Origin of the sequence: Butyricimonas hominis (assembly GCF_014287455.1) — a bacterium.
Lineage (GTDB): Bacteria > Bacteroidota > Bacteroidia > Bacteroidales > Marinifilaceae > Butyricimonas > Butyricimonas muris.
Map to the genome: position 1 here is coordinate 63,877 of NZ_JACOOH010000009.1, position 16,656 is coordinate 80,532.

A 16,656-nucleotide genomic window follows, 5' to 3' on the forward strand; every position below is an offset into this window, starting at 1 on the left:
TAGATTATAATTCTGACACTTCCTCAACACAAGTCACCGTATTCCTAACCTTCGCGGAACGGGCGATGGAAGACGCACGCTCCAAAGTAATATTCAATGTCAATTTTTGGTTCTGCTCGATACATTTCGAGGACTCGAAATCAAAATAATACGTATTTCCAAATTCATCATACGCGAATATTTCCCCTTTTACCGGAGTACTCTCGGGGAAACAATAAGCAAGCACCCCGGCTTCCAAATAATAACTATTATAATATTGCGGAACCAGCGCATAATCGCTAAACCAAATAGTATCCAGTCCCGTATACGGTCTTTTCAGATTTACCTCTACTCGTGCATACTCGTCTTTATTAAGCACATTCACAGTCAAACCACCCACCAAGCGAGTCATTTCGACCATTTCCACTTCATTAGCACCGTTCACTTTAACAACACCCCCAAGAAGTTCAGGTAACCTATAATCTTCCCATCTCAATTGAACTGTTTTCATATCATCTCCATCCAACGACACCAGACAGTTATACTCCTCTGTTTTATTTCCCAAAACAAAAAACGTATGCACCCCGGCATCTAAATCCGTAAAGGATATTTTCTCATCAACAGCAAAATACAACGGTGTACACGGCTCATTTACCCCAAGATCCGTAAGATCATAAACCGCAGCCGGTATCCCTGCGGCAATCAAACTGTCGCCGGAACGTACAGCCAGAGCCAAACCACTACCGGGAATTTCCGTCTGTTCCTCTACATCTTTTCGGGTACAAGCCCCCAAAAAGACCAAACACAAAATTGCAACTAGAACTTTTCTCATAATTTCACGATTAAATTTAAACTTGTAATTCTATCTATTTTTCAATTACTTAGTAAACACATAATCACTCGGCTTATTCCGTTCGATATGGACGGAGCAATTAATTACACTCTAACAATCAAACGATTATCTCCCCAACACACGCTCAAAAAAGGATCGTTTATTGATAATTCAGCTCGCAACACACGACGATTGTTGACAAATTCACAACTATCTGATTGTGAATTTTAAAAATAATATAGTTATCATTTACTAATAATGAAAAAAGTCTTATATTTGTACATTATTAAACGATCGTTATTTGATTTTAAACAAAACAAAGCCTGACCGTCAAAATGACAATCAGGCTCCATCAGTTCAAAACCAAGAAACTACTCCTTTATCAATTGTTCCAGTTGCATTTTCAATTTAGGATCAGAAGGTCGTTTGGCATAAGCGTCCACAATCTTACCTTCTTTATCAATAATAACAATCCGGGGAACCGCTCGAATCAGGTAACTCTTTGCCAGCGTTGATTTAAAACCGTCCGGCACATTCAAATGATACTCGGCACCTTTCTTGTCCTTCACCATCTGTTTCCAAAGTCCCACCAACTCGTTCCCCGTATCCAAAGACATCGAAACAAACACGATAGGCAGTCCTTCCAGTTCATCCGCCAATTTCTCCATGTAGGGCATCTCGGCACGACAGGGAACACAACCCGTGAACCAAAAGTCCAGCACTTGTACTTTCCCTTTAAAATCGGAAGAAGAATACTCCTTTCCCTTCACGTCGACCGCTTTAAATTCCGGTGCGGGCATTCCCCGCAAAATAGCCTCATTCGCTTCCCAGGCTGCCTGATAACGGGCTTCGATAACCGGCAATTGGGCTACTGCCATAGAATCGGTAATCAGCCGCCGCACGCTCATCATGTAATTCGGGAACTGATCCGAATACCCCTTCTGCAATGTAAAATCCAACAGATTTACCAAAAACAGGGAACGCACCTTTTCATCCTCGATCCGCTTACCGTAAATCTCCATAAAATTATCCGGCGACACTTCCAACATTCCCTCTTTTTCCATCCGCTCGAAAGCTGCCAACATGGTCTGGAACCATTTCGGTACCCGTGTAATTAGCGGATCGTCAAACTTCAAATCTTTCAGAAAATCATAATAATCATCCGGCAACCGCACGTTCTTGTTCATAAACATAGCCATCAACGCCGGACCTTCCAGCAACTGATTGTAAAACCCGTACCTGTATTTCAGCTCTTGTTGCCGAACGAACTCCCGCGGCAACCCGGATTCCCGCAACTTACCAATCACACGTTCCACTCCTTCCCCGTTCATTTTCAGCCATTCGGCAGAATACGAGTCCACCCCGTCAGCGGAGACCCCGATAAAAGCATTCTCCGCCAAAAAAGTATTCTCCGCCGCGTGATCTCCTTTAAAGGTCACCCCGTCAGCATCTTCTACAATCTCCACTCGAGAACCGGGAGTCAGGTACACGGGATAAAAAACCTGTTTCGTACTCACGTACCGGTAATACCCCGGTTCCTTCAAATCGAGCTTCAACACGCGATTCCCCAAAGAATCCGGCATCACCTTCTCATACCCGCTTTTTTCCTCCGGTTGGAAATAAATATCCCCGTCCACCGATTTCGTGAATGTCACCCTCGTTTCCGGCACATTCCCGTTCTGGCAACCGGTTCCGGCGAAAGCCAGAACCAGTAGCATGAACAACAAATTAAAATCCCATCTCATAAAGTCGTATTTTGAATCAAATCACTCGTTTCCATCGCGTTCTTCGGGAAAGGCCAGATCAATAACGGGGAATCGGGCTTCAACGTGTACGTCTTGGTCGTGATTTCTCCCGTGGTAGAATTTTTCATCACGTACTCTTTCGTCAGCGTCTCGTTAAATTCCGCGCAGAAACGACGCATATCAAAAAATCCGTTGGAAGTAAGCAACAACTCCCGTTTCCGTTCATCGCGAATCAACTGAAACGCCGCTTTTGCATCCGCTGCCTCCGAAGCCTTGTATCCTGCGGGCAAGAATCTCATTTTCCTCAACTCGTCCAGATAATACAATGCGTTCGTCTTATCATCCTTACGGGCGTAACACTCCGCAACCATCAAATACACCTCCGACAAGCGAATCCCGCCGCAATTCCATTTGATATTCTGGTTCATCATCGGCATTGCCCCGACCTCCGCCGTCGGACGCGCCGGCATCGCGTACGAGATACACATCACGTAACGCAAATCATTCGTCTTGTCATACAGATCAATAATCGGCTTACGGATATAAGAAGGGGAAGGATCAAACTGGTTCAACCCGAACTGGTACAATAAATTCTCCGGATCATCCTCCGTCCGATACATATAACTACTCCACATGGAAGGCATCATCCCGAGTATAGGATTCTCTGCCATCAATTTCGTGTATAGAGAAGGCATATCCCACAACTTGTGATAATCCGATTTCAACGCCTCCAACCCGGCAGCCAACGCCTCGTCAATCTCCCTCTTGAACAAATGTACTTTTGCCTTCAAGGCGTACCCGAAATACTTGTCCGGACGGGAAACACCTGTCGCACGTTCCGGCAGGTCGGGCAAAGCCGCCTCGATATCACGCTCGATCATCTCGTACACCTGAGCCACCGTGTACTGTTTGCTCTTCGCCTCCAAGTTCAACTCTTCATGGATAATAATCCCGTTATCGGTCGCCGCCGTGTTCTTGTCATAGAATTTGGCAAACTTATTCACCAAAAAGAAATAATTATACGCCCGCATGATCCTCGCCTGTGCCATCCCCGTCACCTTATCCGTTGCGTCCCCTTCCGAATCACCGATATTCGATATAATCACGTTGTATCGCATAATACGCTTGTAACACTTCTCGTACAAATCATCCGTCTCCATATAATCCGCGCGATTCTTCGTTTCGTCCCAGAAGAAACAAATCGCTGGCAACGGGTACTGATAAGCATCCAACGTGGGCATATTATAATTACACACCTCATCCGCCAGATACCAGAAATTTCCCATATCATAACTCGGGCTTATCTCTTCCAGCAAGCCGAGGTAATCCTCCGTGGAGTTCAACACGGATTTTCCTTTAGGCACTATATCCAGAAAATTATCACATGCAGCAAACAGCATGGTCAAACACAAACTGCCTATCGCTATATATCTTTTCATATTCTACTCCCCTTAAAAATTAATATTCAAACCGAAAACATACGTCGTCACCTGCTCCTGTGCGCGTGTCCCCTCGTTAGCGTTGAAAGCCTCCGGGTCAATTCCCTCTTTATTCTTTGCCCAATAGAACGGGTTATTCACCTGAGCCCGCACATTCACGTTCTTCAATTTCAAGGTACGTACCCACTCCTGCGGCAAAGTATAAGAAAGCCCGATATTACGACACTTGATAAACGAGGCACTCAACACGTGCACGTCGGCATATCTCCAATGCAAATCCCGATCTCTCGCTAACCCGTTCGGTCCCATCGACGGCACATTCGTGTCTGTGTTCTCCGGAGTCCAGCGTTTCGCGATATCTTTATGCATATTTCTCGTGATTTCACTATACACGGAATACAACTTCGGCACATCATTACGCAATGAATGTCCCAGATAATACACGAATTTGGCATTCAATTCCAAAGACTTCCATCTTAAATTCAGCCCTAACGCCCCGTTCCATTTCGGTGCCAATTGTCCTTTCGCCACCAAGGCATGGATATTATCCACCGCCGTGTTGGATTGCACCTCACCATTCTCGTCATACACCGAAGGATCACCCGTTTCCGTCAACCCCGCATAACGATACGCGTACACCGTCCCGTAAGTATCACCCTGCAAGTAATAGGAATACGGGTATATCAACATATCGTCCGCTACCGTTGGCGTGTAACCGATCTTCTTGATCTTATTCTTGTTATACGCAGCCGTGAACATGGTATTCAACGACCAGTCTTTCTTTTTCAACCAATCGTATGACAAACTCAACTCCATACCCGTGTTCTTCATTTCCCCGTTATTCACGGTTGCATCCGTGAACCCGTAAGACGGATCCAAAGACTTCTTCGCCAACAAATCGGAACTATATCTCCGGTACACGTCGAGAGAACCGCTTAACCGTGAAAAAAGCGAAAAATCAACACCGACATTAAAAGATGAAGTCTTCTCCCAACGCAATAATTTATTCGGCGCCACAAGGATATCCGTTATGCTCGCGTTAATCCAAAGTGAATTCATATACGCCCCCAATAAATAAGGTGACGAATTTTGATCCACGTTACCCGTTATACCGTAAGTCACGCGTAGCTTTAACAAATCAAGATAATCGACATCCTGCAAGAAAGCCTCGTTCGTCATATTCCAGCTGGCTCCCAACGACCACAAAGGTCTGTACCTGTATTTCGGGTCTGTACCGAAAAGGTCTGCCTGATCTACCCGGATACTCCCGTTCAGCGTGTAACGTCCCGCGTAAGTATACCCGGCATTAGCGTAAGCCGACACGTAGCGATGCTTCGTATCACCGGTCGAAATATATTCGCTCCGGTATTTCCTTGCCGAACTATGCAACTGCCCGATTACTCCGCTTTGGCTCAAAGTCAACCAATCCATCTGCGCGTAAGTCAGCTTGTCATTATCATACCCGTACACCTCACTCCCGGACGACCGCCAATGATCCTGCCGGATTTCACCACCGACCAACACCGTGATATCATGATCCTCCCCGATAGTTGTCTGGTAATTCGCCTGCGCCCGGAAATTATAGAACTCGCTCCGGTTATTCTCTTTCCTGATATGCCCTTCATCCGGAATATTATACTCGAAATCGCCATAACTGTTTTTAGTGGCAAACTCGTTGACCAGCTTACGCATCATGTAAGAATCCTTCTCGTCATAACGGTCTTTATCCGTGTAATTCCTCTCGTACTGGAACTTCAATCCCAAATCCAAACCTTTCATGATCTTGAAATCCGTGTGGGCGAACAGCTTCAAATAAGTATCCCGTGTGGTCTGCATATTCTGGGTAGAGGCTTCCAATTCGTTGTAACCCATAAACTTCAACCCTTCCGTTTCATTTATTTCCTGTGACAGGTAATAATTGTGGAAGTAATGATACACCAGATTCCCGTCGTCATCTTTCAATCTCTCGTAAGGCATAATTTCATTCAAACGATCCACGTCCAAATCATCTACCGACACGGATTGTTTCGTTCGGGAGAAATAAGCATTGGCACCATAAGTCAACTTAAACCACTTCGCCAAATCCATTTCGCTCTTCAAATAAACGCTAAAACGCTTGCTTTCGGTGCTTTTCACGTATTGCCCGTAATCCTGATAACGGAACGACACGAATAAATTGGAATTTTCCCCGCCTCTGGCTATCGATAAATTATAATCCTGCGTCACGGCAGTTTCCAACAACGCTTTCTGCCTTTCCTTACGATAATCGTATTTGCGCAATTCGTCCAGCTTTTGATTCAACTGCGCCTCGGTCAGATTTCCCAAAGACAACTCGTAATACAACTGCTCCACTCCCGTCAATCGCCCCGGGCTAGCCGGATCATTCTTATTACTGAAATAATCGGCAGGATTACTCTTGTACGTCGGATCGTTCAACAGGAACTCCCGCTCGAAATCAATAACATCACTGGAAGAAGCGTAATCCTGATAACTCAAACTCGGAAGTGGGTTCACGTAAAATCCGGCAGAAACATTCACATCCGTGGTCTTATCCTTGGCCTTCTTCGTCACGATCACAATCACGCCATTAGAAGCCCGCACACCGTACAACGAGGTAGCGGCGGCATCCTTCAACACGGTGAGTGACTCGATATCGTCCGGATTAATCGCACTCAAGTCAACATTTGCCACCTGTCCGTCCACCACCACGAGGGGAGTCGACTTCACGGCAAAAGACGACCGCCCGCGGATAGATATAATATCCCCGTAATTCATCAATCCCGGCGTGATACCTTCCAATTTCGTCATCAAATCGGTAGATTGCACCTGTCCCAATTTCTTGGAATTAATAATCACCGCCGAACCGGTAGACCTCTCCCGTGAAATAGTCTGGTAACCCGTGGCAACCACTTCGCCCAACATCTCGGCTTCCTCCTCCATCACCACGTTTACCGGTTTACCCGCGTCCGCGACCACCTCTTTCGTCTTCATACCCACGAAAGAGAACACCAGCGTCACGTTGCGTTCTTTCACCCGCAACTCGAAACGCCCGTCCACGTCGGTAGCCATACCTGCGGTCGTACCCTTCACCACCACGGTCACCCCCGGCAGCGGTACTCCCTGCTGATCCTTCACGACACCTTTCACCAAAAAGCCTTCATCTTTTTGACCGTCCTCTTTATAAGAAATCACGATAAACTCACCCTCGTGATTATACTTGAACGGCTTATCCTTCAATAAAATATTCAAACACTCCTCCACGTTCGTTCCCTGCAATCTAGCCGTCACCTTGTAGCGGTTCAAATCATCGTAATTGAAAATAAACTTGCAACCGGATGCCTCGCTCAATCCTTTCAGTGCTTGAGATAAAGACACGTCCTCGAAAGTCAGGTTCACTTCCCGGTTTTGTGAAACCACCGACGCCACGCTCGTGAAAATACACAAAGCGAGTACAAATTGAATAAGCATAACCTTCTTGATGATCCCGCCAATCCCGCGATTGACAGAACCATTACAGTTCCGTTTTTTCATCATAAGTAAGAATAAATTAGGTTTCTATAATCCTGTTTTTGCAATAATTACACAATCATTTGTTTCTCTCGGACACAATCAATGTACGCCCGTCCAATCTCACGTTCACCTTGTTCGTTTTCGTCAACAATCCCATGATCGTATCGATATCGCTATCCCTGCCGGACCAAAGTTCAAACTTAAGATCCTTCACGCCACTGCCAACATACACGACATCAAAATCATACCACCGCTTCAAATCGTTCACGATCACCTCCATCCGCTCATTCTCGTAGTAGAAATACCCCTCCTTCCAAGCAATATACTTGTGTACATTCACCTTCTCGATCAGAGGAGCCATTCCCTCCGCGAAATGAGCGTTCTCCCCGGGAGCCAAAGGATACTCCGAACCGTCACCCGCCTGCTTCACGGCAACTTTCCCCTCCACCAACGTCACATCCACTTGGTTGCCTGCGTACGCCTTCACGTTGAACTCCGTGCCGTACACCTTTGTCCGCACGCCCGAGGCCACCACAATAAAAGGCAGATGCCCGTCATGCGCCACGGAGAAATACCCCTCACCTCTCAATTCCACCTCACGTTTTCCGCCCGTGAACACCGTGGGAAACTTCAACTCCGACTCCGAATTTAACCACACTTCCGTCCCGTCGCTCAACACGATCCGGTACTCTCCCCCCTTCGGAACCCTCAACGTGTGGTAGTGCACCTCGACAGCCTCCGAAGTCGTGTAACTCACGCCCCGCGTACTATCATCCACCACGTTAACTCCACCTTCCACCATCACGCTCGTGCCGGACGTCGTTCCCAAAACGATTTCCCGTCCCGTTTCCGTGACCAGCACCGCTTGATTCTTTCCCGGCACAACGACATGCTGAAGCCCGGCAATCACGTCCTGCCCGATCTCCCGCGACGAGGACTCGTTCATCAACCACCAACCGCTTGCCACGAGGATAACCACGGCTGCAGCCGCGGCAGTCCAACGATAGAAAGCACGGACAGGTGACTGCATTTTCCGGTTGAATTTCTCGAATTCACTCTTCACGTCCAAAGAATCGCCGACTTCGAGCTTCAATCCCGCCTCCAGATAAAGACGACACTCCTCGTACAATTTCTTGTTCTCCGCGTGACTCAACCATTCCCGAACATACTCATCTTGCAATAACTCCGGATGATTGAGTACATTCAAGGCAAATTCCAGTTGATCATTTTTCTCGTTCGCTTCCATTTCATGTGCTTTTATACATAACACGTAAAGACCCCCGAATCATGTGGGCTAAAAATGAATAATTTTTATTTTTTAACAAATAAGACGTACAACAACACCATTTCCTCCCCGGACAATGATTCTCGTAACAACTTCATAGCCTTCGTGATATGCCACCTTACCGTGTTGATTGAAATATTCAACTCATCCCCCGCCTCCTGATATTTTTTCTTTTCAAGAAAACATTTACGAAACACCGTCGCCGTCTGCACCGGCATATTTTCTATCACGCGCATCACTTTCGCGAGCAACTCCTCGTGCTCCTCGTACTCTTCCTCCGCCTCCGGCAACGTCCGCTGGTAAGCCAAAAACTTCTCCTTGGATTTTTCCCGCCGCAAAAAATCGAGAGAACGAGAACGGGTTAAAGTATACAACAAGGGACGTAATGAAACAGAAGCATCCAACCTCGTGAAATTTTTCCAGATATACTCGTACACGTCCGTGACAATATCCTTCGCTTCCTCCTCATCCCGGACGAAACTCAAGGCATGCACGTACAAATCCTTGTAATAAGTATTGAACAAATATTCAAAAGTATCTTTGTTCTGTTTATTCATAATGTAACTTTTCTCGTTCAAAGATAGCTATTTTAACACTCCGTTCCAAATCACGCCCGTTTTCTCGCACCTTTGTCATTTGAATACCTATAACTACCCTTTTCCTACCCCTTTCCTAAAATTTTGAGCGAGTTTCGGGCGGGATTCAAGTGACTATTAGGCGGCATCGCCCACTCTTCGCCTGATGTTCGCCCACACTTAGCCCACGTTTTAACGAAATATAAGGAAATTTAAAACTCACGCGTGGCACGTCCCCTGAATCAATAATATCGCTCTCGAAAACCTATCTTATCCCTACGCGGGAGTATCACGGGCGGGTATCCCCTAATTTGAAGGAGAAAGGCAATAGCTGACTCGCCTTCACCAGCAAGGTACTCGTGCGCCCGATAAGGATTACGTCAAAATCAGCATGATAGCGCCCGACAATCTCGGACATCACCTGCCGGCAAGCCCCGCAAGGCGTGACATACTCGTCGACCTCGACACCCTTGTCCCGTGCCGCGACGGCTATGGCTTTCACCCCGGCTTCCGGGTAAGCGGAACAGGCATAAAACAAGGCGGTGCGCTCCGCGCAGAGTCCCGAGGGGTAAGCCGCATTCTCTTGATTCGTACCACGGATTACCTCCCCGTTATTCATCAAAACGGCTGCCCCGACAGCAAAACCGGAATACACGCAATAAGCATTTTCCGTGATTTCCAAGGCGGCACGACACAATTCCTCGTACCCTTCCGGGTAAGATTCCCGGTATAAGATGTAATCTATCTTTAATTCCGCTTTCTCCATTCTAATTTTTTTCGTAATTTTACCGCCAATATAAAACTTTATCACGAATCATGAGCAAGATTTACGCTATTTTATTTCTTACTTTTATATGTGTCAACATATGTGGTGCAACGAACGACAGTAGAAAAGCATTCATCAAAAAATACAAATCCATCGCCATTCAGGAAATGGATCGCACGGGAATACCTGCCAGTATCAAGCTGGCGCAAGGGATACTGGAGTCCGGTTGCGGCAAATCCCAACTGGCGGTAAACGCGAACAATCATTTCGGTATCAAATGCCACAACTGGAACGGGGCAAGTTTTATCATGGACGACGACAGCCGGAACGAGTGTTTCCGCAAATACCGGAATCCCGAGGAATCGTGGGTAGACCATAGCGAATTTCTGACCTCCCGCTCCCGGTATGCCCCATTGTTCAAACTTTCCAAAACGGATTACAAGGGTTGGGCGAAAGGACTGAAAAAGGCAGGATACGCCACGGCTCCCGATTACGCGCAGAAATTAATCAAAATCATAGAAGAAGAAGAGCTATATCAATTCGACAAACCCGGGAAAAGGCATCGTCAAAGCCCGGGCGAACTGAATTATAAACTCGGAGACACGAAGAACTACCAAAGCCGGGTGGTCTACATCAACAATATCCCTTGCATCAAGGTGCAGGAGGGCGACACGTTTGAAGGCATCTCCCAGTACTTCGGTATTCCCTTGAAACGTCTTCTGGCTTACAACGACAAAAACGAACTCTCCACGCGTAACGGCATGCACATCTTCTTGAAAAAGAAGAAAAACAAAGCTCCAAAAGGTTACACCTTCCACAAGTGCAAACCGGGTGACACGATGTACATGATTTCACAAATATACGGTATCAAACTGGCGAAATTATTACAATACAATTACATGGAGAACGGGGACAAGCCGCAACCCGGAGAAATGATCTCCTTGAGAGGGGCAGCACAACTATATTGAAAGGAGTCGTGAATAATGGAAAATACAAACGAATCATTCTTTAAACCAAACACGTTATTCGGCGGACTTATCGGCGGCAGTTTCATCATCGCCTCTTTGCTCTTCGCCTACGCGGGCAAAGGAGTAGTGGCGAACCCGCAATTCAATAATATTATCATGATGCTGACCATTTTCGGGGTTTTCATCGGGATAAAAAAATACAGGGACGACCACTTGGCGGGAATCATATCCTACGGGAAAGCCCTTTCCACCGGCATATATATCCTTGCCGTCGCGGCAGTTTGTTACGCCGTTTACACGTTTATTCTTTACTCTTCGGACTCGGAATTGCTGGCTACCTATAAAAAGGTCATGCTCACGATGATGAACGAAGTGTACAAAAACATGAATTTACAGGAATTATTCAACACGAGTTTGAGCGACCTGTTCTTTTCTCCCGTCGTGATCGCTTTTGGAGAATTGTTCAATAGAATACTGGTAGGGGCTGCATTCACTCTCTTTATAGCCGGACTGGTGAAAAGAAAGACGCCCCCGTTTAACCCTCAACAATTTTAGTCATGGATATATCTGTTGTTGTCCCGTTATATAATGAAGAAGAATCGCTCCCGGAACTCGCCGCGTGGATCGAACGGGTGATGGAAGCCAACCATTTTACTTACGAAATCATTCTGGTTGATGACGGTAGCAATGACTCTTCTTGGAAAGTGATAGAAGAGTTATCTGCAAAAGACAATCGCGTACGGGGAATCAAATTCCGCCGCAATTACGGGAAATCCGCCGCCTTGCACTGCGGGTTCGAGGACGCACAAGGCGAAGTAGTGATCACCATGGATGCGGATTTACAGGACAGCCCGGACGAGATACCGGAACTCTACCGGATGATCACGGAAGAGGATTATGACCTCGTGTCCGGCTGGAAACAGAAAAGACACGATCCAATCACGAAAACAGTCCCCACGAAACTTTTCAACGCCACTGCCCGACGCTTCTCGGGTATCAAACTGCACGACTTCAATTGCGGGCTGAAAGCCTATAAATGTGCCGTGGTGAAAAACATCGAAGTGTACGGGGAAATGCATCGCTATATTCCCATACTGGCAAAACAAGCCGGCTTTACCCGCATCGGTGAAAAAGTGGTACACCACCAAGCACGCAAGTACGGCGTTACCAAGTTCGGGTTAAACCGCTTTATAAACGGTTTCCTAGACCTGCTCACGGTAACCTTTATCACGCGTTTCGCCAAGAAACCCATGCACTTGTTCGGGGCGCTGGGCACACTGCTGTTCATCATCGGTTTCTGTGCCGCCGGGTGGATCGGTATCGAAAAACTCATGGCGCTTTCCAACGGACTCCGGGCACCGCTGGTCGCAAACAACCCGTATTTCTATATCGCGCTGACTTGCATGATTATAGGTAGCCAGCTCTTCCTAGCCGGATTTTTGGCAGAACTGGTGTCCCGAAGTGCCAGCGACAGAAATGTGTACAGAATTGAGAAAAAAATTTAAAGATTTTCCATATTTTATTTTACCTTTGGGCGTTTGTGTGCAAGATCAACTTTTTTAAATAAATAATTATGGTAGAAAAAATTCAACAAACCCTTAGAGATTCGGCAGCCATGCGCTGGACGGTTCTCTTACTCCTAGCTTTTGCCATGTTCTGTTCTTATATCTTTATGGACATTCTATCGCCCATTAAAGATTTAATGCAGTCCACCCGAGGTTGGGACTCCACTGCATTCGGAACAATGCAAGGATCGGAAACATTTTTGAATGTCTTTATCTTCTTCCTCATTTTCGCGGGAATCATCCTTGACAAAATGGGAGTTCGCTTCACGGCAATCCTTTCCGGGGTCGTGATGCTGGTCGGTGCCACCATTAACTGGTACGCCGTGACCGAAAGTTTTCAAGGTAGCGGATTAGACACTTGGTTTACCAACAACTTGAATTACATCCCCGGTTTTGACGAATTGGGTATCTCTCCTTTCTATAAAGGAATGCCCGCATCAGCGAAATTCGCGGCGGTAGGCTTCATGATCTTCGGGTGTGGTGTTGAAATGGCAGGTATCACGGTTTCTCGCGGAATCGTGAAATGGTTTAAAGGTCGCGAGATGGCTTTGGCCATGGGGTCCGAAATGGCTCTAGCCCGTCTGGGAGTAGCTTCCTGTATGATCTTCTCGCCGGTATTCGCCAAACTGGGCGGCAATATTGACGTTTCCCGTTCAGTAGCTTTCGGGGTTATCTTGCTGCTCGTTGCACTCATCATGTTCATCGTCTATTTCTTCGCTGACAAAAAACTTGATGCACAAACCGGAGAAGCGGAAGAGAAAGACGATCCATTCAAGCTCAGCGACTTGGGTAAAATCATGTCCAGCATGGGGTTCTGGTTGGTAGCCTTGCTTTGCGTACTCTACTACTCGGCAATCTTCCCCTTCCAGAAATATGCCGTGAACATGTTACAATGTAACTTGACATTCAACCCGGTAGATCCCAATTCTTTCTGGGCGACCAACACGGTGACGATTATCCAGTATTGCATCATGCTTGTCGTGGCTGCTGCCGCTTTTGCCAGCAACTTCTCGAAAACCAAAGGCATGAAGTACGGTCTGTTGGCATTAGCCGTCGTGTCATTGATTATATTCTGTTACATGGGTTACATGCGCCAGAGTGCGGAAACCATTTTTGCCGTATTCCCGTTGTTGGCAGTGGGTATCACGCCTATCTTGGGTAATTACGTGGATCACAAAGGTAAAGCAGCATCCATGCTTGTCATCGGTTCCGTTCTGCTTATCATTTGCCATCTCACTTTTGCCTTCATTTTACCCATGTTCCAAGGAAATGCCATCGGAGGTGTTGTCGTTGCCTATGTCACGATCCTCGTCCTCGGCGCCAGTTTCTCTTTGGTACCCGCCTCACTGTGGCCTAGCGTTCCGAAATTGGTGGACTCCAAAATTATCGGTAGTGCCTACGCTTTGATTTTCTGGGTTCAAAATATCGGGTTGTGGTTATTCCCCCTACTCATCGGTAAGGTATTGGATAAAACTAACCCTCAACTGGTAGCCGATTTGAAAAGCGGAATCATTACCCCCGAAGAAGCCGCAATTTCTTACAACTACACCGCTCCGCTGGTGATGTTGGCTTGCTTGGGTGGAGCCGCCCTGATTTTGGGATTCATACTAAAAGCAGTAGACAAGAAGAAAGGTCTTGGCTTGGAATTACCGAATATCCAGAAGTAAACGAATTATTCTAAATCATATATAAAGCCTTCGTCACGCGACGGAGGCTTTTTTAATGGAAAAATGTTGTCGGCAGAAAGCAATCCAAGTATTTTCTTAAATTTGCATCATATATAACTCATTATAATCATGGAAAACAGAATAACAAAACTTTTCAATATAAAATACCCGATTATTCAAGGGGGTATGGTATGGTGCAGCGGTTGGCGATTGGCTTCAGCTGTAAGTAATCACGGTGGGTTAGGACTATTGGGCGCAGGTTCTATGCACCCGGAAACTCTAGTGGAACATATTCACAAAATGAAGCAGGCGACCGATAAGCCGTGGGGGATCAACGTGCCCCTGCTTTACCCGGAAATCGACCGGCTTATAGAGATTATTATCAATGAAGGGGTAAAAATCGTATTCACCTCTGCCGGAAGCCCGAAAAAATGGACATCCCTGTTAAAATCACACGGGATCACGGTGGTACACGTGGTCAGTAGCGCCCTGTTCGCCCAAAAATGCGAGGAAGCAGGCGTGGATGCCGTGGTTGCCGAAGGATTCGAGGCGGGAGGACACAACGGACGGGAAGAAACGACGACACTGACTTTAATCCCGAATGTGGTGGAAGCCACCACCCTTCCCGTGATAGCTGCCGGGGGAATTGCCTCGGGTAAATCCATGGCGGCAGTCATGGCACTTGGTGCCGAAGGCGTACAAATCGGGACTCTTTTTGCCGTGACGACAGAATCATCCGCACACCCGACATTCAAACAACGGGTACTGAACACTGATGAGGGCGGAACGATGCTAGCGTTAAAGAAACTTGCCCCTACCCGCTTGATTAAAAACGAGTTTTTCGAGCAAGTAAAAGCGCTTGAGGATGCCGGTGCAGACGTCGCGCAATTAACCCAATTGCTAGGGAAAGGCAGAGCGAAAAAAGGTATATTCGAGGGTGATATGGTGGAAGGCGAACTCGAAATCGGACAAATCGCATCCATGCTTCATAAAGAACAAACCGTGGCGGAAATGATGCAAAACCTGATAACCGACTTCAACGACACGATGAAGAGATTCGAAAATGTAAAAATGTAAAAATGATAAAATACACCCGACACGTACTGGATAACGGCTTAACCGTTATTTGCAACACGGACACGAGTACCCCTTTTGTTTCCGTGAATATTCTTTACAAAGTAGGGGCAAAAAATGAAGATCCCAACCGTACCGGGTTCGCGCACTTGTTCGAACACCTGATGTTCGGGGGCTCAAAACATATCCCGGACTACGACACTCATGTGCAGAAAGCCGGGGGAGAGAACAACGCGTTCACGAATAACGATTACACGAATTACTATATCACGATTCCCGCATCCAATATCGAAACAGCCTTGTGGCTCGAATCCGACCGAATGTTGGCTCTCGACTTCTCGCAGAAATCACTTGACGTGCAAAGAAATGTCGTGACCGAAGAATTTAAACAACGCTATTTCAACAATCCTTACGGGGATATCTGGTTAAAATTGCGCCCGCTGGCATACAAAGTGCACCCGTACCAATGGCCCACTATCGGGAAGAACATAGACCATATTACCGGAGCCACGCTGGAAGAGGTGAAGGATTTTTTCCATCGTTTCTACGCACCTGACAACGCGATACTCAGTATCAGCGGTAATATCACGGACACGAAAGCGTTGGAACTGGTGAAGAAATGGTTCGGGGATATCGCCCCTGCCCGTTACACGAGGCAAGCCATACCCGTTGAACCGCAACAAACCGAGGAACGTCGCTTGGTTTGCGAGCATAACAAGGTACCCGCTGACGCGATTTACAAAGTTTATCACATGGGAGAACGCCGTTCGGACAACTTCTATGCCTGCGATATCATCTCGGATATTTTATCCAACGGACAATCCTCCCGCCTGTATATCAATTTAATCAAAAACGGAAAATTATTCTCGGAAATCGACGCTTATATCACCGGGGATATGGACCCCGGGTTATTCGTCTTCTCGGGAAAACTATCCGAAGACGTGGCAATCGAAGAAGCCGAAGCCGCCATACAAAACGAGATTGACCACTTTATCGAAGACCCGATCACCGAACGGGAATTACAAAAAGTAATCAACAAAACGGATGCCCGCATCTCGTACAGCGAAATAAACTACCAGAATAAATCGGCAAATCTCGCCTTCTTCGATTATCTGGGCGATATCGAACTTATCAATTCCGAGAGCGAGAGATACGCCCGAGTATCCCTCGACACGCTGAAGCAGACTGCCGGGGAATTATTCTCCCCGAACAATTGCTCCACGTTATGGTATCTCAAAGAAAAATAATATA

The 16,656-nt window shown here is 46.7% G+C and carries 13 protein-coding genes; 6 read left to right on the plus strand and 7 right to left on the minus strand.

The window, feature by feature from the left end; all coding sequences use genetic code 11:
- Nucleotides 1-4: 4 nt before the first annotated feature.
- From H8S64_RS18455 to cdd, 7 genes are all read right to left on the minus strand, one after another.
- The gene (locus tag H8S64_RS18455) at nt 5-811 is read right to left on the minus strand and encodes a hypothetical protein (RefSeq protein ID WP_186978087.1); all 807 of its coding nucleotides are present in this window, start codon (nt 809-811) and stop codon (nt 5-7) included.
- A gap of 371 nt (nt 812-1,182) precedes the next feature.
- The gene (locus tag H8S64_RS18460; protein ID WP_186978089.1) at nt 1,183-2,556 is read right to left on the minus strand and encodes a TlpA family protein disulfide reductase; all 1,374 of its coding nucleotides are present in this window, start codon (nt 2,554-2,556) and stop codon (nt 1,183-1,185) included.
- Complete coding sequence (locus tag H8S64_RS18465) at nt 2,553-3,995, minus strand: RagB/SusD family nutrient uptake outer membrane protein (RefSeq protein ID WP_186978091.1); 1,443 nt, start codon at nt 3,993-3,995, stop codon at nt 2,553-2,555. Before H8S64_RS18465 ends, H8S64_RS18460 begins: the two co-directional genes overlap by 4 nt.
- Before the next feature lie 12 nt (nt 3,996-4,007).
- Nucleotides 4,008-7,529 carry a SusC/RagA family TonB-linked outer membrane protein gene (locus H8S64_RS18470; protein WP_186978093.1) on the minus strand — a complete coding sequence of 1,174 codons (3,522 nt, stop codon included), beginning with the start codon at nt 7,527-7,529 and terminating at the stop codon, nt 4,008-4,010.
- A 52-nt stretch (nt 7,530-7,581) separates the two neighbouring features.
- Nucleotides 7,582-8,751, minus strand: a complete 1,170-nt coding sequence (locus H8S64_RS18475) for a FecR family protein (RefSeq protein ID WP_186978096.1) — start codon at nt 8,749-8,751, stop codon at nt 7,582-7,584.
- 65 nt (nt 8,752-8,816) lie between these two features.
- The gene (locus H8S64_RS18480; protein ID WP_186978098.1) at nt 8,817-9,347 is read right to left on the minus strand and encodes a sigma-70 family RNA polymerase sigma factor; all 531 of its coding nucleotides are present in this window, start codon (nt 9,345-9,347) and stop codon (nt 8,817-8,819) included.
- 307 nt (nt 9,348-9,654) lie between these two features.
- Nucleotides 9,655-10,131, minus strand: a complete 477-nt coding sequence (gene cdd, locus H8S64_RS18485; RefSeq protein ID WP_186978100.1) for a cytidine deaminase — start codon at nt 10,129-10,131, stop codon at nt 9,655-9,657.
- A gap of 50 nt (nt 10,132-10,181) precedes the next feature.
- On the opposite strand from cdd, the gene H8S64_RS18490 reads away from it, so the two are divergent.
- From H8S64_RS18490 to H8S64_RS18515, 6 genes are all read left to right on the plus strand, one after another.
- Nucleotides 10,182-11,099 (plus strand): glucosaminidase domain-containing protein, encoded by a 918-nt coding sequence (locus tag H8S64_RS18490; RefSeq protein ID WP_099294060.1) that lies wholly within the window; start codon nt 10,182-10,184, stop codon nt 11,097-11,099.
- Between the two features lie 15 nt (nt 11,100-11,114).
- Nucleotides 11,115-11,654, plus strand: a complete 540-nt coding sequence (locus H8S64_RS18495; protein WP_186978102.1) for a DUF4199 domain-containing protein — start codon at nt 11,115-11,117, stop codon at nt 11,652-11,654.
- Between the two features lie 2 nt (nt 11,655-11,656).
- Nucleotides 11,657-12,604: a glycosyltransferase family 2 protein gene (locus H8S64_RS18500; protein ID WP_099294064.1), complete on the plus strand. Its 948-nt coding sequence runs from the start codon at nt 11,657-11,659 to the stop codon at nt 12,602-12,604.
- Nucleotides 12,605-12,672: 68 nt separating this feature from the next.
- Nucleotides 12,673-14,331, plus strand: a complete 1,659-nt coding sequence (locus H8S64_RS18505; RefSeq protein WP_186978104.1) for an MFS transporter — start codon at nt 12,673-12,675, stop codon at nt 14,329-14,331.
- Nucleotides 14,332-14,460: 129 nt separating this feature from the next.
- The gene (locus tag H8S64_RS18510) at nt 14,461-15,408 is read left to right on the plus strand and encodes an NAD(P)H-dependent flavin oxidoreductase (RefSeq protein ID WP_186978106.1); all 948 of its coding nucleotides are present in this window, start codon (nt 14,461-14,463) and stop codon (nt 15,406-15,408) included.
- A gap of 2 nt (nt 15,409-15,410) precedes the next feature.
- Nucleotides 15,411-16,652: a M16 family metallopeptidase gene (locus H8S64_RS18515; protein WP_186978108.1), complete on the plus strand. Its 1,242-nt coding sequence runs from the start codon at nt 15,411-15,413 to the stop codon at nt 16,650-16,652.
- Nucleotides 16,653-16,656 lie beyond the last annotated feature (4 nt).

Excerpts from the sequence above, each read along its gene's own strand:
- H8S64_RS18455 (WP_186978087.1), bottom strand. The coding sequence starts at position 811 with ATGAGAAAAGTTCTAGTTGCAATTTTGTGTTTGGTCTTTTTGGGGGCT.
- H8S64_RS18460 (WP_186978089.1), bottom strand. The coding sequence starts at position 2,556 with ATGAGATGGGATTTTAATTTGTTGTTCATGCTACTGGTTCTGGCTTTC.
- H8S64_RS18465 (WP_186978091.1), bottom strand. The coding sequence starts at position 3,995 with ATGAAAAGATATATAGCGATAGGCAGTTTGTGTTTGACCATGCTGTTT.
- H8S64_RS18470 (WP_186978093.1), bottom strand. The coding sequence starts at position 7,529 with ATGATGAAAAAACGGAACTGTAATGGTTCTGTCAATCGCGGGATTGGC.
- H8S64_RS18475 (WP_186978096.1), bottom strand. The coding sequence starts at position 8,751 with ATGGAAGCGAACGAGAAAAATGATCAACTGGAATTTGCCTTGAATGTA.
- H8S64_RS18480 (WP_186978098.1), bottom strand. The coding sequence starts at position 9,347 with ATGAATAAACAGAACAAAGATACTTTTGAATATTTGTTCAATACTTAT.
- cdd (WP_186978100.1), bottom strand. The coding sequence starts at position 10,131 with ATGGAGAAAGCGGAATTAAAGATAGATTACATCTTATACCGGGAATCT.
- H8S64_RS18490 (WP_099294060.1), top strand. The coding sequence starts at position 10,182 with ATGAGCAAGATTTACGCTATTTTATTTCTTACTTTTATATGTGTCAAC.
- H8S64_RS18495 (WP_186978102.1), top strand. The coding sequence starts at position 11,115 with ATGGAAAATACAAACGAATCATTCTTTAAACCAAACACGTTATTCGGC.
- H8S64_RS18500 (WP_099294064.1), top strand. The coding sequence starts at position 11,657 with ATGGATATATCTGTTGTTGTCCCGTTATATAATGAAGAAGAATCGCTC.
- H8S64_RS18505 (WP_186978104.1), top strand. The coding sequence starts at position 12,673 with ATGGTAGAAAAAATTCAACAAACCCTTAGAGATTCGGCAGCCATGCGC.
- H8S64_RS18510 (WP_186978106.1), top strand. The coding sequence starts at position 14,461 with ATGGAAAACAGAATAACAAAACTTTTCAATATAAAATACCCGATTATT.
- H8S64_RS18515 (WP_186978108.1), top strand. The coding sequence starts at position 15,411 with ATGATAAAATACACCCGACACGTACTGGATAACGGCTTAACCGTTATT.